The 21,978-nt window shown below is 60.9% G+C and carries 21 protein-coding genes; 14 read left to right on the forward strand and 7 right to left on the reverse strand.

The genetic code is table 11. The annotated features are described in order from the left end of the window. Positions 1–106: 106 nt before the first annotated feature. The 3 genes from FHL16_RS05630 to FHL16_RS05640 all read left to right on the forward strand — a co-directional run bounded on the left by FHL16_RS05630 (position 107) and on the right by FHL16_RS05640 (position 3,584). Positions 107–1,105 (forward strand): ATP-binding protein, encoded by a 999-nt coding sequence (locus FHL16_RS05630; protein WP_077747686.1) that lies wholly within the window; start codon positions 107–109, stop codon positions 1,103–1,105. Between the two features lie 53 nt (positions 1,106–1,158). Then, complete coding sequence (locus tag FHL16_RS05635; RefSeq protein WP_077747687.1) at positions 1,159–1,770, forward strand: vWA domain-containing protein; 612 nt, start codon at positions 1,159–1,161, stop codon at positions 1,768–1,770. Between the two features lie 167 nt (positions 1,771–1,937). Beyond that, positions 1,938–3,584, forward strand: coding sequence for a phospholipase D-like domain-containing protein (locus FHL16_RS05640; protein WP_077747688.1), 1,647 nt, complete (start codon positions 1,938–1,940; stop codon positions 3,582–3,584). Positions 3,585–3,701: 117 nt separating this feature from the next. Here FHL16_RS05640 and poxB read toward each other — a convergent pair whose 3' ends face one another. Together poxB and FHL16_RS05650 are read right to left on the reverse strand one after the other, a co-directional pair. Next, positions 3,702–5,426 carry a ubiquinone-dependent pyruvate dehydrogenase gene (gene poxB / locus FHL16_RS05645; RefSeq protein WP_077747689.1) on the reverse strand — a complete coding sequence of 575 codons (1,725 nt, stop codon included), beginning with the start codon at positions 5,424–5,426 and terminating at the stop codon, positions 3,702–3,704. 83 nt (positions 5,427–5,509) lie between these two features. After that, positions 5,510–6,733 carry an NADH:flavin oxidoreductase/NADH oxidase family protein gene (locus tag FHL16_RS05650; RefSeq protein ID WP_077747690.1) on the reverse strand — a complete coding sequence of 408 codons (1,224 nt, stop codon included), beginning with the start codon at positions 6,731–6,733 and terminating at the stop codon, positions 5,510–5,512. Positions 6,734–6,810: 77 nt separating this feature from the next. On the opposite strand from FHL16_RS05650, the gene FHL16_RS05655 reads away from it, so the two are divergent. Next, on the forward strand, positions 6,811–7,215 hold the full coding sequence (locus FHL16_RS05655; protein WP_077747691.1) for a MerR family transcriptional regulator: 405 nt from the start codon (positions 6,811–6,813) through the stop codon (positions 7,213–7,215). On the opposite strand, the gene FHL16_RS05660 is transcribed toward FHL16_RS05655, so the two are convergent. Both FHL16_RS05660 and FHL16_RS05665 read right to left on the reverse strand, forming a co-directional pair. Further along, positions 7,212–7,469 (reverse strand): DUF2790 domain-containing protein, encoded by a 258-nt coding sequence (locus FHL16_RS05660; protein ID WP_077747692.1) that lies wholly within the window; start codon positions 7,467–7,469, stop codon positions 7,212–7,214. The genes FHL16_RS05655 and FHL16_RS05660 overlap by 4 nt on opposite strands. A gap of 63 nt (positions 7,470–7,532) precedes the next feature. Next, on the reverse strand, positions 7,533–9,071 hold the full coding sequence (locus tag FHL16_RS05665; protein ID WP_077747693.1) for an MFS transporter: 1,539 nt from the start codon (positions 9,069–9,071) through the stop codon (positions 7,533–7,535). Positions 9,072–9,235: 164 nt separating this feature from the next. Here FHL16_RS05665 and FHL16_RS05670 point away from each other — a divergent pair, with 164 nt between their 5' ends. Then, positions 9,236–10,102, forward strand: coding sequence for a LysR family transcriptional regulator (locus tag FHL16_RS05670; RefSeq protein WP_077747694.1), 867 nt, complete (start codon positions 9,236–9,238; stop codon positions 10,100–10,102). A 106-nt stretch (positions 10,103–10,208) separates the two neighbouring features. Here the strand turns inward: FHL16_RS05670 and FHL16_RS05675 are convergent, their stop codons facing one another. Continuing rightward, positions 10,209–10,649: a thioredoxin family protein gene (locus tag FHL16_RS05675; protein ID WP_077747695.1), complete on the reverse strand. Its 441-nt coding sequence runs from the start codon at positions 10,647–10,649 to the stop codon at positions 10,209–10,211. 344 nt (positions 10,650–10,993) lie between these two features. On the opposite strand from FHL16_RS05675, the gene FHL16_RS05680 reads away from it, so the two are divergent. The 8 genes from FHL16_RS05680 (at position 10,994) to FHL16_RS05715 (ending at position 17,695) form a co-directional block, all read left to right on the forward strand. After that, positions 10,994–11,842, forward strand: a complete 849-nt coding sequence (locus FHL16_RS05680; protein WP_010460890.1) for a transporter substrate-binding domain-containing protein — start codon at positions 10,994–10,996, stop codon at positions 11,840–11,842. A gap of 52 nt (positions 11,843–11,894) precedes the next feature. Next, positions 11,895–12,557, forward strand: coding sequence for an amino acid ABC transporter permease (locus FHL16_RS05685; RefSeq protein WP_077747696.1), 663 nt, complete (start codon positions 11,895–11,897; stop codon positions 12,555–12,557). A 9-nt stretch (positions 12,558–12,566) separates the two neighbouring features. Then, positions 12,567–13,229, forward strand: coding sequence for an amino acid ABC transporter permease (locus FHL16_RS05690; protein WP_077747697.1), 663 nt, complete (start codon positions 12,567–12,569; stop codon positions 13,227–13,229). Further along, complete coding sequence (locus FHL16_RS05695; RefSeq protein WP_077747698.1) at positions 13,226–14,017, forward strand: amino acid ABC transporter ATP-binding protein; 792 nt, start codon at positions 13,226–13,228, stop codon at positions 14,015–14,017. The genes FHL16_RS05690 and FHL16_RS05695 overlap by 4 nt, the downstream gene beginning before the upstream one ends. A 32-nt stretch (positions 14,018–14,049) precedes the next feature. Then, a complete protein-coding gene (locus FHL16_RS05700) occupies positions 14,050–14,439 on the forward strand; it encodes a RidA family protein (RefSeq protein WP_010460883.1) in 390 nt (129 codons plus the stop codon). Positions 14,440–14,596: 157 nt separating this feature from the next. Continuing rightward, on the forward strand, positions 14,597–15,361 hold the full coding sequence (locus FHL16_RS05705) for an IclR family transcriptional regulator (RefSeq protein ID WP_010460880.1): 765 nt from the start codon (positions 14,597–14,599) through the stop codon (positions 15,359–15,361). A gap of 39 nt (positions 15,362–15,400) precedes the next feature. Then, on the forward strand, positions 15,401–16,618 hold the full coding sequence (locus tag FHL16_RS05710) for an amino acid deaminase (RefSeq protein ID WP_077747699.1): 1,218 nt from the start codon (positions 15,401–15,403) through the stop codon (positions 16,616–16,618). A 141-nt stretch (positions 16,619–16,759) separates the two neighbouring features. Further along, positions 16,760–17,695, forward strand: coding sequence for a sugar kinase (locus FHL16_RS05715; protein WP_077747700.1), 936 nt, complete (start codon positions 16,760–16,762; stop codon positions 17,693–17,695). Between the two features lie 121 nt (positions 17,696–17,816). On the opposite strand, the gene FHL16_RS05720 is transcribed toward FHL16_RS05715, so the two are convergent. Together FHL16_RS05720 and FHL16_RS05725 are read right to left on the reverse strand one after the other, a co-directional pair. Then, a complete protein-coding gene (locus FHL16_RS05720; RefSeq protein WP_007898282.1) occupies positions 17,817–18,092 on the reverse strand; it encodes a peptidylprolyl isomerase in 276 nt (91 codons plus the stop codon). 65 nt (positions 18,093–18,157) lie between these two features. Further along, positions 18,158–20,695, reverse strand: a complete 2,538-nt coding sequence (locus tag FHL16_RS05725) for a PAS domain-containing hybrid sensor histidine kinase/response regulator (RefSeq protein WP_077747701.1) — start codon at positions 20,693–20,695, stop codon at positions 18,158–18,160. 121 nt (positions 20,696–20,816) lie between these two features. Here FHL16_RS05725 and FHL16_RS05730 point away from each other — a divergent pair, with 121 nt between their 5' ends. Continuing rightward, entirely contained in the window at positions 20,817–21,926 is a 1,110-nt protein-coding gene (locus tag FHL16_RS05730; protein ID WP_077747866.1) for a PilT/PilU family type 4a pilus ATPase, read from the forward strand. The last annotated feature ends 52 nt before the right edge of the window (positions 21,927–21,978 follow it).

Raw genomic sequence — 21,978 nt, forward strand, 5'->3', positions numbered from 1 at the left:
CCTTCACATTCAATAGTGATATCGACTGAATAGACGCCTTCGCGGGCAAGCCTCGCTCCTACAGGTACAAAGTGTGCCTGCTACAGACCATGACCGAGTATTGAAGATGACCGACACCCCGCATTTCCCGCTCTCCGCCGTGGTCGGCGCCGACGATCTGAAGCTCGCCCTCTACCTGACCGCCATCGACCCGAAAATCGGCGGCGTGCTGATCGAAGGCCCGCGCGGCATGGCCAAGTCGACCCTCGCCCGTGGCCTGGCGGACTTGCTGGCCAGCGGTCAATTCGTCACTTTGCCCCTCGGTGCCACCGAAGAACGGCTGGTCGGCACCCTCGATCTCGACGCCGCCCTGAGCGAAGGCCGGGCGCAATTTTCCCCCGGCGTACTGGCCAAGGCCGACGGCGGTGTGCTGTACGTCGATGAAGTCAATCTGCTGCCCGATCACCTCGTTGACCTGTTGCTCGACGTGGCCGCCAGCGGCACCAACTTGATCGAGCGCGACGGTATATCCCATCGGCATTCGGCGAAGTTCGTCCTGATCGGCACCATGAACCCGGAAGAGGGCGAGCTGCGTCCGCAACTGCTCGACCGTTTTGGCCTGAACGTCGCCCTCAGTGGTCACACCGCACCGATCGAGCGTGGCCAGATTATTCGCCGGCGTCTGGATTTCGACACCGATCCCCAGGGCTTCTGCGTCGAGTGGGAAAGCCAGCAGCAGTCCCTGCGTGAACGTTGCCAGAAGGCGCGCGGCGCATTGGCGAGCATCCCCCTGGATGATGCCGCACTGGCGCAGATTACCGAGCGCTGTTTTGCCGCCGGTGTCGATGGCCTGCGCGCCGATCTGGTCTGGTTGCGCGCGGCCCGTGCCCACGCCGCATGGCGAGGGGCGGGCGCCATCGCCGAGGAAGACATCGACGCCGTCGCCGAGTTTGCCCTGCGTCATCGTCGTCGCGAGCAATCGCCAACAGCGCCGCCCCACAATCAGTCACCCTCGGCGCAATCTTCCAGCCCGAGCGAAGGCCAGGGCCAATGGGGCGAAATGCCCGCTCAGGCCCTGCCGGTTGGCGCCCGACGTGAAGTGCCGAGCTGGCCAAAAAAGCCCTAGGCATTCGCCCTCGATCTGACGCGGGGGCGAATGCCAGACCCCGCGCAGGCCGACTGGATAACGGTAAACAGGGCAAGCGTCACGCTGCGCGCAGTGGCTCGATCAACTGGCCCGGCACTTTGCTCAATGGTCGGCCGCGTCAACGCACAGATGTGCTGTTCCACCTGCGCACACGCTCCTCCCATGAGCTGTGGCTGGTGATCGTCGACGCATCGGCCTCGACACGCCGTCATCAGGCGTTGAGCGATGCCAAGGGTTTACTTGCGCAAGTGTTCGACGATGCGTACCGCCAACGCGCGCGCCTGGCCTTGTTGACCGCCAGCGGTCAGGCGCCGAAGTGGCAGGTGCAAGGCTTGAAAGCGTCGGCGGGGTTGCGTGCCTGGCTCGATGGCCTGGGTGCGGGCGGCGGCACGCCGTTGTTGGCGGCGCTGGGTGAAGCGGGGCGTTGGCTGGCGGCACGGAAAAAACGCTTTCCGGCGGAACAGCAAAGGCTGCTGCTGGTGACCGATGGGCGATTGAAGGACTGGCCGGGGTTGCCGGTGCTGGACTGCCCGGGGTTATTGATTGATATCGAGCGCGGGCCGATTCGGTTAGGTCGGGCCAGACAGATGGCAGCAGAGTTGCAAGCGGATTATCGCCACATTGATGAGCTGGTTTCAGGCTGAGGACTGTGTTGTCTGCAAAGGCCCCATCGCGAGCAGGATTTGTTTACGCCGCAGATCCCTTGTGCGAGCGAGCCTGTACCCGATGGCATCACCCGGGTCCCGGAGAATCATGGTGAATCCGCATCGCTCCCCTATGCTCTGAGTGCATTCGATCAAAGGAGTGAATCATGCGCGCACTTGCCGTTAACCATCAGAACGATTTCCGCGTCAAAGCCTATGCCGGCACCAATGGCGTGCTGTTGGCCATGGATGTGGCCGAACCCCGCCGCAAAGGTCTTCTGGGTTTCGCCATCGAAAAGCAGCAGGGCAGCAAACCCTGGCAATTTCTCTTCAACAGCCTGACGTTCCCGGGCAAGACCCATACCTTCCCTCAATACCACGCCACCCCCAGCAATATCGCGCCTTTGCAGAAATTTCGCTGGGCCGATTACGCGGTCAATCCGGGGCTGACGATCCAATACCGTGTCTATCTGGCCTACGGCAGCGCCGATGCGCCGCAACTGGGCGAATCCCTGGAGGTGACGGTCACTTCCGATGACGGCCATCCCGGCAACCAGAGTGTCAATTTCAACCGCGCCGTGGCCGCCAGCCAGGCGTTCCAGCGCAAGTTTCCAGAGCTCGACGCGCTCCTTGGCGGCAAGGAAAGATTGCCCCTGGAATCCTGGCCCGATGCCCCGCGCCGATGGCTGGAAAACGGTCTGCTCGGGCGTTTGCTGGGGTTTATCGAGCGTGCCGTCGGCAGCGAGTGGGCACTGGATGTCGCCATCTACGAATACCAGTTACCGGTGATTGTCGAGGCGGTGAACGCGGCGCGGGAGCGCGGGGTGCACGTTCGCGTTCTGTATCACGCGCAACCGGGCGAAGACACCACCGCCTTTAACGAGGCCAGCCTGGAAAAGATCCCGGCGGCAAACAAGCGCGGGCGCGTCACCCACAGTATTTTCCATAACAAGTTCATCGTCCTGAGCCGGTTCGATGCCGCGGGGCTGCGTCAGCCTGAAGCCGTGCTCTGCGGCAGCACCAACTTCACGCCCAACGGCATTTACCGTCAGGCCAACGTGGTGCATGTGCTGGACGATGCTCGGGTCGGCGCCCGTTATCTGCAAACGTTCGAGCAGGTCTGGGGCACACCGGCGGATGTCGGTGCCGCGCGGCAGTGGATTACCGAACACAACCCGATGGACCCGAGCCAACCGTTGTTCGCCGGATTCTCCCCGCGCTCGGGTCAGGGCGACTTGCATGAGTTCGTCGACATCATCAATGCGGCGAAGAAAGACCTGCTGTTCGTCACTGCCTTTACCTTGCCCGATGCCATCCTCAACGCATTGCTCGGTAAGCCCCACGACGACATTCTGCGCTACGGCCTGCAGAACTCCGTGAGCAAGATCACCGGGTTTCATGCCGACCGTAGCGCCGAATTCACCACGGTTGCGTTGCTCAATACCGGCATTGAAGGCTGGCTCCTGGAAAGCAAGGAAGGACAGAAGGGCAACCTGCTGGTGCACACCAAAGCGATCGTCACGGATTTCACCAGCGATACGCCAACGATCATCAGCGGCAGTCATAACCTCAGTGCGGCTGCTAGCAACAGCAATGACGAGAACTACCTGATCATCCGCGGCGATACCGACCTGGCGGACCGTTATGGTCTGGAGTTGCTGCGGTTTTATGAGCATTACCGGTTTCGCTATTACGCGAAAAAACTGGCGCTAAAGCAGGTCCAGCCGTTGGCGGCGGATGACAGTTGGACGGATGATTATTATGTCGAGGGGAATTTGCGACAGTTGTCGCGATTGCGTTTTTCCGGGCAGTAATCGTTGGCCTCACGGGGCCCCATCGCGAGCAGGCTCGCTCCCACAGGATTTGTGAACAACCGAGATCCAATGTGGGAGCGAGCCTGCTCGCGAAGGGGGCGATGCAGTCCAGGCGCGTCAGCGGAACAGATTAGTACGCGCCAACTCAATCACCTCATCCCCACGCCCGCTCATCACCGCTTTGAGCATGTACAAACTGAACCCTTTGGCCTGTTCCAGCTTGATCGTCGGGGGCATCGCCAGTTCCTGGGTCGCCGTCACCACGTCCACCAGCACGGGCCCGTCATGCGCCAGCGCGCGGCGCAAGGCCGGTTCCAGCGCTTCGGATTCCTCGACACGAATCCCCAGGATCCCCATGGCATTGGCCATCGCCGCGAAGTCTGGATTGTGCAGGTCCGTACCGGTGTCCAGCAGCCCGCTGGATTTCATTTCCATGGCCACGAACCCGAGCGAGGCATTGTCGTAGACGATGATTTTCACCGGCAGCTTGAGTTGCGCCAGCGAAATGAAGTCCCCCATCAACATGCTGAAGCCGCCATCGCCAGACAGCGAAATCACCTGCCGCCCGGGAAATGACGCTTGCGCGCCAATGGCCTGGGGCATCGCGTTCGCCATGGAACCGTGGTTGAACGAGCCGAGCAATCGGCGCTTGCCGTTCATTTTCAGATAACGTGCGGCCCAGACGGTCGGCGTGCCCACGTCGGCAGTGAAGATCGCATCGTCATCGGCCAGCTCACTGAGCAGGCGAGTGAGGTATTGCGGATGAATCGGCCGACCCGGCGCCGACGGTTGAGCCAGGTCATCCAGCCCCTGACGGGCCTTCTGGTAGTGCTTGAGGGATGACTCAAGAAAGCTCCGGTCGCCACGATAAGGCAGGCGCGGCAGCAACGCGGCGAGGGTTTCACCAACATCGGCGGCGATGCCCAGATCCAGCGTGGTCCGCCGTCCGAGGGCTTGCGGGTCGTGGTCGATCTGAATGATGGTGGCGTCGGAGGGGTAGAACTGGCGATAGGGAAAGTCAGTCCCGAGCATCACCAGCGTGTCGCAGTTGAGCATCGCGTGATAACCGGAGCTGAAGCCGATCAACCCGGTCATGCCGACGTCGAACGGATTGTCCCACTCCACATGCTCCTTGCCGCGCAACGCATGCACCACCGGCGCGCCGAGGGCGTCGGCCAATGCCACCACCTGATCGTGGGCGCCCGCGCACCCGGCGCCGCACATCAGCGTCACGGCGTTGCTTTGACTCAGCAATTCGACCAGCCGATCCAGGTCGTGAGGCGCGGGCAGGGTGCGAGGTTTGGACAGCGCCGGCCAGGGTTTGAGGTTGTCTTCGACCTCCTGCAGCGCGACGTCTCCGGGAATCACCACCACCGCGACACCGCGATTGAGGATGGCACTGCGCATCGCCCGATGCAGCACCTGGGGCATCTGCGCCGGGCTGCTCACCAGCTCGACGAAGTGGCTGCATTCCTTGAACAGTTCCTGCGGGTGGGTTTCCTGAAAGTAATTCAGGCCTACTTCCGAAGAGGGAATCTGCGCCGCGATGGCCAACACCGGCACATGGTTTTTATGGCAATCGAAGAGCCCGTTGATCAAGTGCAGATTGCCCGGCCCGCAACTCCCGGCGCAGACCGCCAGTTCCCCGGTAACCGCCGCATCGGCGCCGGCGGCGAACGCGGCGACTTCCTCGTGGCGCACGTGCATCCACTCGATGCTGTCCATGGTGCGCAGGGCTTCGGTCAGGCCATTGAGGCTGTCGCCCGTCAGGCCCCAGATGCGTTTCACACCTGCTTGTTCAAGGGTGGTCGCCAGTTGCTGGGCAAGGGTGATTTTCGCCATGGGGTGCTCCAGTGGTTAATGAATGGTCCTCAGGGTTAAAAGAGGACAACGCTGCGGCAACCATGACTCACCCCGATTTGAGATTACTTGCCCATCGCCTGCCGGTACTGACGCGTGCGCCGGGCGAGATACAGCTGATCAACGATCAACGCCCATAGCGCTGAAACCTGTGGCCGGGTCTTGTGTCCGCGGCTCAGGCGATTGAGCTGGAACTTCACTACGGCCATGTTCGCCAGGGCGGCCAGCGGTTTACGTTTCCAGAGGATCGGCGGCAATTGCGGGTGGCTGTCCTGGCCTTCGCGCCAGCGTTTCACCAGCTGCGGTTCAATGGCGAGCGCCGTGCCGATACCGGCCATGGCGATGCCGCTGTCGAGCACCTGTTCGACGATGGCCAGACGTCGAATCCCACCCGTTACCATCACTGGCATGCTCGCAACACTGGCCAGTTCGCCGGCCATTTCCAGAAAGTACGCTTCCCGGGCCAGGGTCCTGCCGTCGCGGGCATCGCCTTGCATGGCTGGTGCTTCGTAGCTGCCCCCAGAGAGTTCGAGCAAATCCAGTGGTTGGTCGTTGAGCCACTGGATCACTTGGCGGGCGTCGTCAGCGTCGAAACCGCCGCGCTGGAAGTCTGCCGAGTTGAGCTTTACCGAGACGCAAAACTGAGGCGACACCGCTTGGCGAACGGCGCTGACCACGGCCAGCAACAGCCGGGCGCGATTCTCCAGGGAGCCGCCCCACTGGTCAGCCCGACGGTTGGTCAAGGGCGACAGAAACTGGCTGATCAGGTAGCCGTGTGCCGCGTGAATCTGCACGCCGGTGAAACCGGCTTTTTCTGCAAGGGCGGCACTGGTGGCGAAGCGTTGGATAACCTCGGCGATATCGCTTTCCGACATCGGTTTGGGCTCGGCAAACATCTTGGAAAAAGAACCCAGGTCCAGCGCCACGGCGGAGGGTGCCCAGGCTTGCTGACCGAGGTTGGCCATGATCTGGCGCCCGGGATGGTTGAGCTGCATCCACACATGCGCGCCACCGGAGCGGCCAATGGTGGCCCACTGACGGAACAGCTCAAGATGGCGCTCGTCTTCCAGCACGACACCTGCAGGGCTGGTCATGGCGCGGCGATCGATCATCACGTTGCCGGTCAGCAACAGGCCCGTTTCACCTTCGGCCCAAGCCTGATACAACTTGAGCAGCGCAGTAGAAGGCGCTTGTCCGGTATCGGCAAGGTTCTCATCCATCGCAGCTTTGGCGATGCGATTGTCGAGGGTCTGGCCGTTGGGTAACTTCAGCGTTTGAAAGGGTGACATGCTTGACTCCTCATCAGTAATGCGAAGAGGCTAAGCTTAAAGTTAACTTAAATGTCAAGCAGGCAAATGAGGCCGAGATGAAGATTGGTGAATTGGCGCAATTGAGCGGGTTGAACGCGTCGCGCATTCGGTTCTACGAGGCTCAAGGCCTGATCCGGCAAGTGGAGCGCATGGCCAACGGCTATCGGCGTTACCCGCCGCAAGTTCTGCAAACCCTGAAGATTATTCAGTGCGCACAGCAGGCCGGGTTCAGCCTCGACGAGCTCAAGTTATTGTTGCCAGACACCGTAACAGGCGAGTTCGACGACGATGCGCTGATGGCGAGCCTGGGGCGCAAAGTCGAACAGATCGAAGCGATGCAACTGCACCTGGCGCAAAACAAGGCGCAGTTGCTGGGGTTGATCGAGAACATCCAGACGCGGCCCGAAGGAATGGCGTGCGGTGAGAATGCCGAGCGAGTGCTGGCGTTGATCCAGCATTAATTTTGACCGAGGCAGTTATCGCCAAAGGCCTGGTAACGCAGGACATGGGTGGTGCCCGCGGTATCAATGTAAGTCATCTCCCGCGGCAGGGGGCCGCAACCATCGTCGCGGGTCATGTTAAGCACTTTGGCGATATGGAGCGGCGTCGAGTACTTGTAGTCCTCGACTTTCGGCGTGCTGGAGTTGTCGACGGCGGCGGCCGCTGCAACACCGCTCAGGCTGATGAGAAACAGGGCGGACAGAATGCGTTTCATGATGGGGCTCTCGTAGTGACTACTGAACGATTTCAGTGGCAGTACGACGAGCCCCGTTGGGGTTTATTCCAGGCTCAGGGAAAAACTTTTCGGCGCAGGGATCGGATTGCGCATCAGCGTGCCGACCACCAGCGCCCCCAGCAAGGCCAGCAAACCCGCGACCAGAAGCAGCAGGCTGAAGCCGCCGACGAAGGCCTGACGCGCCAGTGGCTCGACCAACGCACGCGCGGTTTCCGGCAGCAGGTTCATCGCCGCCGTCATGTCTCCGGCGACCACCCGTGAGGCAATGCCCTGGGTCTGGCCGAGCCATTGCGGACCCTGCGTCGACAGGCTGGTGCGCAACAGCAATTCGGTGTGGCTGGACAGCAGCGCGCCAAAGACACCGATGGCCAGCACGATCGCGCTGAAACGCATGGTGGTGCTCATGCCTGAGGCCATGCCTGTGCGCTCGCGAGGGACGCAGGCCATGATGTTTTTTTGCGTGTCGCCATTGAGTAGGCCGGCACCGGCGCCCGTCACGGCAATGGCCAGTGCGAAGGGCAGGTAGCCGCCGCTGCTGACGGCCCAGGCGCTGAGCAGGTTGCCGCTGCCGACCAGGGTCAAACCCGCCGCCATCAGCGTGGCTGGTGCAAGTCGATTGGCCAGCCGAGCGCCGATGCGCGGGCAAATCAACATGGTCACGGCAAACGGCAACATCCCCAGCCCCGACGCGATGGCCGAGAAGCCCAGGCCGTTTTGCAGGTAGAACGGCAGCAACGTCATCATCACCTGAGCGCAACCGGCGTAGGCAAACATGCCAAGGAGGGCGCCGATGAAACGCGGATGCCTGAACAATTTCAGGTCGACCATCGGCCGCTGTTGCATCCGCTCAATCAGTACAAACAGCCCCAATAGCAGCGCGCCCCCGATGATCCGGGCGTAGGTGAGCGGGTTGCTCCAGCCGATTCGATTGGCTTCGATCAAGCCCCAGATCAGGCACAGCAAACTCGCACTGAACGCCAGGCTGCCCCAGGGATCGAGTCGCGCCGATTGGGGGTCCCTGGATTCCGGCACGGCGCGCCAGACCATGAACATCAAGAACGCGCCCACCGGCAGGTTGAGGTAGAAGATCCAGCGCCAGCCCACATATTCGGTGATCAGCCCGCCGACCGTCGGCGCAGCGGTCATCGCCACGCCCATGCACGCACCCCAGAACGCCCAGGCCTTGGCCCGTTCGACTTCATCGTGAAAGGTGTGGCCGATGGAGGCCAGGGCCGAGGTCAGCAACAGTGCCGCGCCGACACCCTTGACCGCCCGCGCAATGTCAAGGAACAACGCCGTGGGCGCCGCGCCGCAACCGATGGAGGCAAGGATGAAAATCCCCAGGCCCCAGAGCAGGGTTTTCTGCCGGCCAAAGCGGTCGGCGATGCTCCCGGCGGGCAGCAACAACGCTGCGAACGCCAGCATGTAGGCGCTGACCACCCATTCAATGTCGGCAAAGTTCGCGCCCAGGTCCCGTGCGATGGTCGGCAGAGTGACGGCGACGATGTTGGTGTCTAGCACGATCAGCGAGCACACGCCGGAGGCCGTCAGCAGCGTCAGGCGCGGACTGACCCGGCTCATGGCCTGATTGCCTTTTGGGCAAGGTCGTTGATCGTGGCGGCGCAAAGGTGTTTGACGTACATGGCGTTGGCTCTCTACTGTGATTGCCATTGAGCTTATCGCGGTCGATTGTCGGCTCTGTTAGCCCGGCACCGGGACTTCATTACCTTTGAGCTAATGCACCCATGGACATACGGCATTTCCGCTACTTTCTGGCCGTTGCCCGGCAAGGCAACTTTACCCGCGCCGCCGAACAACTCGGTATCGCGCCGCCGACCTTGACCCGGCAGATCCAGGACATGGAGAACGAACTCGGCACGCGACTGTTCGTGCGCCAGACACGTGAAGTCAGCCTGACCGAGGCCGGCGCGGCGTTAATGATCGAAGCCGAGGCGACGGTGCGGCAATTCGAGTACGCCCAGCACAATGCCCAGCGGGCCGGGCGCGGGGATATTGGCCATATCGAACTCGGTTACGTGGCGTCGGCGGTGTACTCGGGGGTGCTGCAAAAACAGGTGCAGGCTTTTGGTCGTGAATGCCCGGACGTCAGCTTGAATGTTCGGGAAAGCCCTATGGCGTCATTGCCAGCCATGGTGGTCGAGGGGCGATTTGATGTGGGCTATATCCGCTCACCGATGACCCTGCCCGACGGGCTGGAGGCTATTCGTCTGGACTCAGAAGGCTTTGTGCTGGCGCTGTCCTCCGAGTCCTGGTTGTGCCGACTGCCAGAGATTGCTCCGGAGCATCTGCAAAACGAGACGTTCATCCTGCCAGAACAAATCAGCGGCACTTTGCAAGTCGCCGCCGAGGGCGGGTTTGCACCGAAACTGGGCGCGCAGCCGGGCGGTCTGGTGGCGGTCATTGCGCTGGTTTCGCTGGGGCAGGGCGTGGCGGTCGTGCCGGCGTCGGTGGTCGGGCATGTCGGGTTGCCCGGTGTGTTGTACCGCACGATCAAGGGCTGCGAGGCGACGTCGTGGTTGTCGTTGATTCATCGACGGTTCGAGAAATCGGCGGCGGTGTCCAGGTACATCGAGCAAGTCAAAAATCGCTAAGGCCAAAAGCTTTCGCGAGCAGGGATCTTGTGAACACTGAAGATCCAATGTAGGAGCGAGCCTGCTCGCGAAAGCAATCTACCCAACACCCCCCCAATGCCCCAACCTAACAGCAAACCCGACGATTCAACCGCTCAGTGGCACGAGGCACCGTGCACAGCCGGCGCAAGGTCCGTCGCAACCATGTCAGATCGTGCGTCGGTTTACGCTTCTCCTTCGCCGGTTTCACCCTGCCAATGTGCCTGGCGAAATCCTCTTTCAACGTTTGTTCGGTTCCAATCCCTTTGAGCTTCTTCAGCAGTTTACCGTTCTGATAAAACAGCACGGTTGGAGTTCCGGTGACGTGCGGATGCCGAGGCGACTCAATGGTGTTCAGCATGTAGACGTGCGCGTGATGCCGATAGGCCTCGGCAACCTGACGGAAGACCGGCCCGGCCATTTCGCAAGCCGGACAGTGCTGGCTGCCGAAGTACAAGATCACCGGACGCCAGGTTTTCAGGGCTTTGCGGTAGGTCGGGGCCAGCGTGTTGTGGGCAGCCGAGCGCATGGTGAACTCCTTTTTTCACTGTGCATTGAGTGTCTGTCGACGGTAAAGGATCGGAGACGGGTGGGTCTACTGTCAGAAATTACAGGTAACACGCTGCCCCAATTTGAACCGCCTCAAGACGAATGTGGTGCAAGTACCCGAACCGTGTAGCCAACGGTAGCGTTCGTTCCCCTGTGCGTTTCGTAACCTGCATTTTTAACGTTCACCCATCCATTTGATTCAAAACACTTTCCAATCTCCCCGACATTCCCCTCGCAACCTGTGGCACACTTTCTGCTGTCTATTCCGTTGTTACACACCTATGTCCGGTATAGCGGAATAAACATCACCCTGGAGTGCTTGCCATGCAACGCCGACCTTCCTTGTTTAAAGCGTGTATTTTTCTTGTCGCTGCTTCGGCTGCTGCCATGGGCGTGGCCCAGGCGGCGGACAGCAAGCTCGATAGCGTGCTGGCCCGCGGGAAACTGATCGTGGGCACGGGCAGTACCAATGCGCCGTGGCACTTCCAGGGAGCGGATGGCAAGTTGCAGGGGTTTGATATTGATATCGGGAAAATGATTGCCAAGGGTTTGTTCAATGACCCGACCAAGGTTGAATTCGTGGTGCAGTCGTCCGATGCGCGGATTCCCAACCTGCTGACGGACAAGGTCGACATCAGTTGCCAGTTCATCACCGTGACCGCCAGCCGTGCCCAGCAAGTGGCGTTCACCCTACCGTACTACCGCGAAGGTGTCGGACTGCTGCTGCCGGCCAACAGTAAGTACAAGGAAATCGAAGACCTCAAGGCCGCCAACGACAGCGTGACCGTGGCGGTGCTGCAGAACGTGTACGCCGAGGAGCTGGTGCATCAAGCCTTGCCCAAGGCCAAGGTCGATCAGTACGACAGTGTTGATCTGATGTATCAGGCCGTGAATTCCGGCCGGGCCGACGCCGCCGCCACCGATCAATCGTCGGTGAAATACCTGATGGTGCAGAACCCGGGCCGCTATCGCAGCCCGGCCTACGCCTGGAGCCCGCAGACCTACGCCTGCGCGGTCAAGCGCGGCGATCAGGACTGGCTGAACTTCGTCAACACCACCTTGCATGAAGCCATGACCGGCGTTGAGTTCCCGACTTACGCGGCGTCCTTCAAACAGTGGTTCGGTGTAGATCTGCCGACCCCGGCCATCGGTTTCCCTGTCGAATTCAAATGATCCCGTGAGAGCGGGGCGCCGATGACGCGCCCCGTTCAAGGTACTGCTGACCATGAACTATCAGTTGAACTTTGCCGCCGTGTGGCGCGATTTCGACACCTTGCTGGCGGGGCTCGGTCTGGGCCTTGAGCTGGCGCTGGTGTCGATCGCCATCGGTTGCGTGATCGGCCTGATGATGGCGTTTGCTTTGCTGTCAAAGCACCGTGCATTGCGGGTGCTGGCGTCGGTGTATGTGACGGTGGTCCGTAATACGCCGATTCTGGTGTTGATTCTGTTGATCTACTTCGCCTTGCCGAGCCTGGGGATCCGGCTGGACAAGATCCCGTCGTTCATCATCACCCTGTCGCTGTACGCCGGGGCGTACCTGACTGAAGTGTTCCGTGGTGGGTTGTTGAGCATTCCCAAGGGGCAGCGTGAAGCGGGCCTGGCGATCGGGTTGGGCGAGTGGCAGGTCAAGGCCTACGTCACCGTGCCGGTGATGCTGCGCAATGTGTTGCCGGCCTTGTCGAACAACTTCATTTCGCTGTTCAAGGACACCTCGCTGGCCGCCGCGATTGCGGTGCCGGAGCTGACTTACTACGCACGCAAGATCAATGTCGAGAGCTACCGGGTGATCGAAACCTGGCTGATGACCACAGCGCTCTATGTTGCGGCCTGTTACCTCATTGCCATGATGCTGCGTTACCTCGAGCAGCGTCTGGCGATCCGCCGATAGGAGGCCACCATGTACGAATCCCCCAGTTGGTTGCATGAGTTATGGGTGGCGCGGGAAGTTCTGTGGCAGGGCTTTTTGACCAGTGTGCAGGTCTCGGCCCTGGCGATTTTGCTGGGTACGATGGTCGGTATTGTTACCGGTCTGGTGCTGACCTACGGCAAGTTCTGGATGCGCGCACCGTTCCGGTTTTACGTGGACATTATTCGCGGCACACCAGTGTTTGTACTGGTGCTGGCCTGCTTCTACATGGCGCCCGCATTGGGCTGGCAAATCAGCGCGTTTCAGGCCGGTGCCTTGGGGCTGACGCTGTTCTGCGGCTCCCACGTCGCGGAGATTGTGCGCGGCGCGTTGCAAGCGTTGCCCAGTGGCCAGATGGAGGCAAGCAAGGCCATCGGCCTGACGTTTTATCAGGCGCTCGGCTACGTGTTGTTGCCTCAGGCGTTGCGGCAGATCCTGCCGACCTGGGTCAACTCGTCGACCGAAATCGTCAAGGCGTCGACCTTGCTGTCGGTCATCGGTGTGGCGGAATTGTTGCTCAGCACGCAGCAGATCATCGCGCGCACCTTCATGACGCTGGAGTTTTACCTGTTCGCCGGATTTCTGTTTTTCGTCATCAACTACGCCATCGAATTACTCGGCCGGCACATTGAAAAGCGGGTGGCCTTGCCATGACTCAACCTCAAGTTTCGACACAGAACCAGGCCCTGCTGGACATTCGCGGCCTGCACAAACAGTACGGCAAGCTTGAAGTGCTCAAGGGCGTCGACCTGACCATGCAGCGCGGCAACGTGGTCACGCTGATCGGCTCCAGCGGCTCGGGCAAGACCACGCTGCTGCGTTGCGTGAACATGCTCGAAGAATTCCAGGGCGGGCAGATTGTGCTCGATGGCGAGTCCATCGGCTATGACGAGGTCAACGGCAAGCGCGTGCGTCACCCGGAAAAAGTCATCGCCCGGCACCGGGCAATGACCGGCATGGCGTTCCAGCAGTTCAACCTGTTCCCGCACCTGACCGCGCTGCAGAACGTCACCCTTGGCTTGCTCAAGGTCAAGAAACTGCACAAGGACGAAGCGGTGGCGCTGGCGGAGAAATGGCTGGAGCGAGTTGGCCTGCTGGAGCGTCGTGACCACTATCCCGGCCAGCTGTCCGGCGGTCAGCAACAGCGCGTGGCGATTGCCCGGGCGATTGCGATGAACCCGAGCCTGATGCTGTTCGACGAAGTGACCTCGGCCCTGGACCCGGAACTGGTCGGCGAAGTGCTGAACGTGATCAAGGGCCTGGCCGACGAAGGCATGACCATGTTGCTGGTCACCCACGAGATGCGTTTTGCCTTCGAGGTCTCGGACAAGATCGTCTTCATGAACCAGGGGCGGATCGAAGAGCAGGGGCCTCCCAAGGAGCTGTTCGAACGCCCGCAATCGCCGCGTCTTGCCGAATTTCTCAAGAACACGCGGTTTTAATTTTTAATTTTTTTCGATCAGGAGAAACACTCATGAGCATTACTCGTTACGGCACCGGCAGCACCGCCGCTGGCGGTCAGCCTCGCCCTTTCGCCCGAGCCGTTGAAGCCGATGGCTGGCTGCACGTTTCCGGGCAGGTGCCGGCGGTGGACGGCGAGATCATTACCGGTGGCATCGTCGAGCAGACCCACCAGGCCATGAAGAACCTGATCGCGATTCTCGAAGAGGCCGGTTATGGCCTGGAAGACGTGGTGCGTGCTGGCGTGTGGCTGGAGGATCCGCGGGATTTCACCAGTTTCAACAAGGTCTTCTCCGAGTACTTCAAAAGCGAGCACGCACCAGCCCGGGCCTGTGTGCAGGCGAACATGATGGTCGATTGCAAGGTCGAGATCGACTGCATCGCGTACAAGAAAAAGGCCTGAGCCTAATGATCGATCCCACGCTCTGCGGGGGAATGCAGCCCGGGGCGCTCCGCGTCGCAAAGCGGACGCAGAGCGTCCATTGAGGCATTCCCACGCCAAGCGTGGGAACGATCATTAGCGGTAAACTCCCCGGCGAATTTGTATGGGAACCACTGACATGACCGAAGACACCATCAAGCGCCGGGCTCGCGGTCTGGACCGGGCGTTCGATATCCTCGATTTCCTCAAGGAAGTCGGCAAACCGCTGCGCCCGAATGAAATCGCCAGCGGCATCGATAGCCCGAAATCCACGATCTACGAACTGGTCGCTTCCCTGCTGGAACGACGCATTCTCGAACCCGTGGGCAAGGACGGTCACGTCTACCTCGGCCGTCAGTTGTACTTTCTCGGGCAAGCGCATTTGCGCCATTTCGACCTGACCCGCGAAGCCGATCACGCTTTGCAGGACATCGTCAGCCAGACCCATGAAACCGCGCAGATGTGCCTGCTTAACGGGCGCAAATACACCGTCGCGCTGATGAAAGAGGGCGAGCGGCATTTCCGTATTTCCTCGGACATCGGCGAGAACGCGCCAATCCCCTGGACTGCTTCCGGGCGCCTGCTGCTGGCGCACCTGAGTGATCAGGAGATCATTGACCTGATCGACCACGACGACTTCATCCTGCCCGACGGCGAACGCCTGCCGCTGGAGCAGTTTCTCAAGGAAATCCGTCAGGCCGGTATCGATGGCTTCTTCTCTTTCGATAGCGTCGCCGACACCTTCACCCATTGCTTCGCCGCCCCGGTCAAAGACCCGAGCGGTGTGGCCATTGCGACCCTGTGCATCGTCGCCCCACGGGACGACGCCAAGAACAATTACAACGACTATCGCCGGGTGCTGATCGACAGCGCCAATAGCCTGGCCCGGCGTATCAACGAATAAAAGCGGCTGTCTGCAGCCGCGAATGTGAGGAGTTCGACCATGTCTTCTGCCCAAAACACTGCCGCTGTGGAAAAGGGCTTTGCCCAGACTGGCGCCAATCTCGTGCGCGACGTCAGCCTGCCTGCGCTGGTGCTGCACCGCGAAGCGCTGGAACACAACATTCGCTGGATGCAGGCGTTTGTCAGCAACAGCGGCGCCGAACTCGCGCCCCACGGCAAAACCAGCATGACGCCCGCGCTGTTCCGGCGCCAACTGGACGCCGGCGCCTGGGGCATCACCCTGGCCAGCGCCACGCAAACCCGCGCGGCCTATGCCCACGGTGTGCGTCGGGTGCTGATGGCCAACCAATTGGTCGGTACGCCGAACATGGCGCTGATCGCCGATTTGCTGGCGGACCCGACGTTCGACTTCCATTGCATGGTCGATCACCCGGACAACGTCGCTGACTTGGGCGCGTACTTCGCCTCGCGAGGTGTGCGCCTGAACGTGATGATCGAGTACGGCGTGGTCGGCGGGCGTTGCGGTTGCCGCAGTGAAACGGAAGTGGTCGCGCTGGCCAAAGCCATCGGCGCTCAACCGGCGCTGGCGCTGACCGGCATCGAAGGCTACGAGGGCGTGATCCACGGTGATCATGCGGTCACAGGCATTCGTGAATTCGCCGCCTCCCTGGTGCGTCTGGCCGTGCAGTTGCAGGACAGCGGCGCCTTTGCGATTCCCAAGCCGATCATCACCGCGTCGGGTTCGGCCTGGTACGACTTGATCGCCGAATCCTTCGAAGCGCAGAACGCGGGTGGACGTTTCCTCAGTGTGTTGCGCCCCGGCAGCTACGTGGCTCACGACCATGGCATCTACAAGGAAGCGCAATGCTGCGTGCTCGACCGCCGCAGCGATCTGCACGAGGGCCTGCGCCCGGCGCTGGAAGTCTGGGCGCATGTGCAGTCGTTGCCGGAACCGGGTTTTGCGGTGATCGCCCTGGGCAAACGCGACGTCGCCTACGACGCGGGTTTGCCGGTGCCGCTGCTGCGTTACAAGGCCGGCGTGGTGCCTGCCACCGGCGACGATGTCAGCGCCTGCAAAGTGACGGCGGTGATGGACCAGCATGCGTTCATGACCGTGGCGCCGGGGGTTGAGCTGCGGGTGGGCGACATCATTTCGTTCGGCACTTCGCACCCGTGCCTGACGTTCGACAAGTGGCGCACGGGGTGTCTGGTGGATGAGCAGCTGAACGTCATCGAAACCATGGAAACCTGTTTCTAAGGCTTCGGACCGAGGCGCGGCCTTCGCCAGCAAGCCCGCTCCTACAGGGATCTTGTGAACACTGAAGATCCAATGTGGGAGTGAGCCTGCTCGCGATGGCATCCTCCCAGACAACACCGCAATACCAGAGACCCCACAACAATGAACACCATCAACACCCTCGGCCCCAACACCCCGCGCATCGCCTTGATCGGCGAGTGCATGATCGAGCTGCAACAACGCGCCGATGGCACGCTGCAACAGAGCTTCGGCGGCGATACCTTGAACACTGCGGTCTACCTGTCCCGGGAACTCGGCACCCGCGGCATCGTCGATTACGTCACAGCACTGGGCGACGACAGTTTCAGCGATGCCATGTGCCAGACCTGGGCCGACGAACACATCGGGTTGGGCATGGTTCAGCGCCTGCCTGGACGACTGCCCGGTTTGTACTGCATCCAGACTGATGCGGCGGGCGAGCGCCGCTTCCTCTATTGGCGTAACGAAGCGGCCGTGCGCGACTGCTTCACCACCCCGGCCGCCGCGCCGATCCTGGCCGCGCTGCCGAATTACGACGTGCTGTATTTCAGCGGCATCACCCTGGCAGTGCTCGGCGTGCAAGGTCGGGTGAAACTGCTGGAAACCCTGATCGAGGCCCGCCAGCGGGATGCGCGGATCGTGTTCGACAACAACTACCGGCCACGCTTGTGGGCGTCAGTCGAAGAGGCGCGGGCGGCTTATCGCAGCGTCTTGCCCTATGTCGATCTGGCGTTGCTGACCGTCGATGACGAGCAGGCGCTGTTTCATTTTTCCGATGGCGAGGCGGTGTTTGCCGCTTACGAGCAGATTGGCACCCCCGAAGTGGTGCTCAAGCGTGGCGCCGAGGCGTGTCTGATTCGCTGTGATGGTGAGTCGTTCGAGGTGCCCGCGCAGAAGGTCGAGCGCGTGGTGGACACCACGGCGGCGGGGGATTCGTTCAGCGCGGCGTATCTGGCCAGTCGGCTCAAGGGTGGAAGTGCGGTTGAGGCGGCGGAGGCGGGGCATCGGTTGGCGAGTCGGGTGATTCAAGTGCCTGGAGCACTGATTCCCAAAGATTGAAATAAGCTTTTGTGGCAAGGGAGCTTGCTCCCGTTCGGGTGCGCAGCAGCCGTAAATTGGGGCCGCTACGCAGCCCAGCGGGAGCAAGCTCCCTCGCCACAGGGCCTTTAAGCCAAACCCATCAATCCCGGTAAAACACCTGCACCAAGTGATACCCGAACTTGCTCTTGATCGGTCCATGCACCACCCGCAGCGGTTTTTTGAAGATCACCGCGTCGATCACCCCGACCATTTGCCCGGGCCGCACTTCACCCAGGTCGCCCCCGCGTTTGCCGGACGGGCAGGTGGAATACTTCTTGGCCAGCACATCAAAGGCTTCGCCCTTGGCGATGCGTTGTTTGAGCTGCTCGGCTTCTTCCGAGGTTTTCACCAGAATATGGCGGGCTTGAGCTTTCATGGGGGCATACCTTGCAACGGTGGTGGCTATGTTGATGCCAGCGGGGCGCGCGATTATGCCTCAACTCACTCCGGTTGGCCGATCATCGTGCGAATCTTGTTGGCCAACAGGTCAATGGAAAACGGTTTGGCGACCATGTCCATGCCTTCTTCCAGGAAGCCTTGGCGTTCGGCGGCTTTCTCCGCGTAACCGGTCATGAACAGGACCTTGAGTTCGGGACGGTGCTGGCGAGCGATCTCTGCCAGTTGCCGACCGTTCATGCCCGGCAGGCCTACGTCGGTCACCAGCAGATCGACCCTCAGGTCGGATTCCAGCAAGGGCAGGGCGGTCTTCGCATCCTCGGCTTCGTGGGCGTGATAACCCAGCTCGTTGAGCAGGTCGAGCACCAGCATGCGCACCGCCGGATCGTCTTCCACCAACACCACGGTTTCGCCGGCAATCGCCGCCGGAGCCTCGCCCGTGAACGGCAGCAGTACTTTTTCCGGTTCCGTGGCGTGCAATCGGGGCAAGTAAAGGCGAACGCTGGTGCCCTTGCCCGGCAAACTGAACAGGCTGACATGCCCGCCCGACTGCTGGGCGAACCCATAAATCATCGACAACCCAAGGCCGGTACCCTGGCCGATGGGTTTGGTGGTGAAGAACGGGTCGAACGCCTTGGCCAGCACCGACGGTGTCATCCCGGTGCCGTTATCGCTGACGGCAATCATCACGTAATCCCCGGCCTTGACCGGTTCCAACGTGGTGATGTCGCTGCCGTCGAGGTAAACGTTGGCGGTTTCGATCAGCAACTCGCCGCCATCGGGCATGGCGTCCCGGGCGTTGATGACGAGGTTGAGCAGAGCGTTTTCCAGTTGGCTGACGTCAGTGCTCACCGGCCAGACCTCGCCGGCCAGCAGCAGTTTGAGTTCGATGTGATCGCCCTTGGTCCGGCTGAACAAGTCTTCCAGGGAGTGCACCAGGTCATTGGCGTTCAGCGGCCGGCGATCCAGCGACTGACGCCGGGAAAACGCCAATAGCCGATGGGTCAGGGCGGCGGCACGATTGGCCGAGGACACCGCGGCTTCGGTGAAACGGCCAATCTCGGCGGCGCGCCCTTCAGCGATATAGCGCTGCATCAGATCGAGGCTGCCGATGATCCCGGTCAGCATGTTGTTGAAGTCGTGGGCGATGCCGCCGGTGAGCTGCCCGACCGCCTCCATTTTCTGCGCATGGCGCAAGGCGTCTTCCGCGCGTTCACGCTCGAACATCTCGTTTTGCAGCCGTTGGTTGGCTTCGGCCAACTGCTGGGTGCGGGCCGCGACCCGTTCCTCAAGGGTATCGTTGAGATTGCGCAGGGCTTCTTCCGTCTGTTTGCGCTCGGTTTCGTCAATGACAAAGATGTAGAAACCATTCACCGTGCCGTCGGCACCGTGGCGCGGCAAGTAATTCATCAAGGCATGGCGGTTACTGCCGTCCCGGTGCGGGGTATTGATGCTGAAACAGCAAGACTTGCCCGTCAGCGCCAGGGCAATGTGTTCGGCGCGCAAGGCATAGGCTTCCTCGCCCAGCACTTCACGAATGGTGCGGCCATAGAGTTCCTGCGGTGTCAGGCCATACCAGTCCAGATAAGCGGCGTTGTTCAAGCGAAAGCGTTCCTCGCTGTCCACGTAGCTGATCAGGATGGGCATGGCGTTGATGATCAGCTGCAACTCGGTCTGGCTCTGGCGCAGGGCTTGCTCGGTGAGCTTGCGTTCGGTCAGATCCAGCGCGGCGCCAAGGAAGCGGATCGGCCGGCCATGGTGGTCCTTGTAGCAGCGACCGCGGGCAAACACCCAGCGCAGGTGACCGCTGGGTTGCAGCAAGCGATATTCCTCGGCGTATTCGGTGCCGTGGGTGATGGAATATTTGATGCTGCGGGCGACCATGGCGCGATCTTCCGGGTGCACGGCCTGGAGGTAGGCGCTGATGGGCAACTGACTGGCGAGCAGTGGGTCGATGTTGTGCAGTTCGGCGAAATGCGCATCGGCGATGAAGCGATCTTCGCCGATGTCCCAATCCCAGGTGCCGACGGCGTCGGTGGCCGCCAGCGCCAGTTGCAGGCGCTGTTCGGTTTCGTGCTGGGCCTTGAGACTGGCGGCCGACCGCTGTTCCAGTTCCAGCGCGATGCGTCGGCGTTCATTGGTTTCGATGGCGGTGACCAGAATGCCAGCAACCTCAGCGTTTTCATCGCGGATCGGGCTGTAGGTCAGGTCCAGCCAGAAGTCGGAATCACCTTCGTCGCGTTGCAAGGTAAAACGTTGTTCGCTGTAGGTACGCACCTGGCCTTGTAGGACAGCGCTGTAAATGGGGCTGGTAAAGTCCTGAAGTTCTGGCCAGATCTGGTGCGTCGGTTGTCCGAAAGCGTGTGGATGCTTGCTGCCGGCGAGGAGGGCGAAGCCGTCGTTGTAGATCTGCGTGAGGTGCGGACCCCACAGCAACAGCATCGGCATCGGTGAATGAATCACGATGTCCACGGCAGTGCGCAGGCTCTGTGGCCAGGTGCTGGCAGCGCCCAGCGGGGTGCGTGTCCAGTCCAGTCTGGCGATCAAGGCCTGTGCATCGCTGCCCGTCAGTGTTGCGTTCATCAAATTGTCCTGCACTTAAGTCGGTGGCGCGGCGTCTACTATCCTTGCAGGGCGGTAGACGCTGGATGACCTGCCATGGGTCATTACTTTTTCATTGAATGCTTCGCGGGTGTTTTTTGCCATGGAAATCGATGCACTGTTGCAGATACTGTCTGACCGGAATGGATCCGATCTCTATCTTTCCACCGGCGCACCACCCAGTGCGCGGTTCGACGGTGTGCTCAAGCCGCTGACCGACCAGCCATTCAAGCCGGGAGCAGTCGCGGCCATTGCCGAGTCCATCATGGACGCCGAACAGCGCCTGGAGTTCGATCGGGAACTGGAGATGAACCTGGCAATCTCCCTGGCGGGTGTCGGGCGCTTTCGGGTCAACATCTTCAAGCAACGCAACGATGTGTCAATCGTGGCACGCAACATCAAGCTCGACATCCCGCGTTTCGAAGACCTCAAACTACCGGCGGTGCTGCTCGAAACCGTGATGCTCAAACAAGGATTGATACTGTTCGTCGGCGCCACCGATTGCGGCAAGTCAACCTCCCTCGCGGCGCTGATCGATTACCGCAACCGCCAAAGCACTGGCCATATCGTCACCATCGAGGACCCGATCGAGTACATCCATCGGCACAAGCAGTCGATCATCAACCAGCGCGAGGTCGGCGTCGATACCCGCAGTTTTCATGCTGCCCTGAAAAACACCCTGCGCCAGGCCCCGGACGTGGTACTGATCGGCGAAATCCGCGACCGCGAAACCATGGAGCACGCGCTGGCGTTTGCCGATACGGGCCATCTGGTGATCTCGACGTTGCACGCGCACAACGCCCATCAGGCGCTGGACCGCATCATCAATTTCTTTCCCGAAGAGCGGCGGACGCAGTTGCTGCATGACTTGAGCAACAATCTGAAAGCGTTTGTTTCCCAACGATTGGTGCGGACCCTTGACGGTCAGCGCAGGGCGGCAGTGGAAGTGATGTTGGGAACACCCACGATCGGTGACTTGATAAAGCGCAATCAACTGGACGAACTTAAAGACATCATGGAAAAGTCCGCAGAGTTCGGTATGCAGACGTTCGATGGCGCACTGTATGCACTGGTGATGGAAGGCGCAATCAGTGAGGAAGAGGCGCTAAAACATGCGGACTCGCTGAGCAATCTGAAGTTGCGCCTCAAGCTGTATGGCGGTGGGCCTTCGACCGTCAATGCGCCCAATGGGGACTGGGGGTTAGTGGATTGATGAGGTGGGTAAGGCGGCGACGATGAAATGTTGTCTTATGAAGTTTTACTGT

The sequence above is a fragment of the Pseudomonas sp. FSL W5-0299 genome (genome assembly GCF_005930655.1).
Taxonomy (GTDB): domain Bacteria; phylum Pseudomonadota; class Gammaproteobacteria; order Pseudomonadales; family Pseudomonadaceae; genus Aquipseudomonas; species Aquipseudomonas mandelii.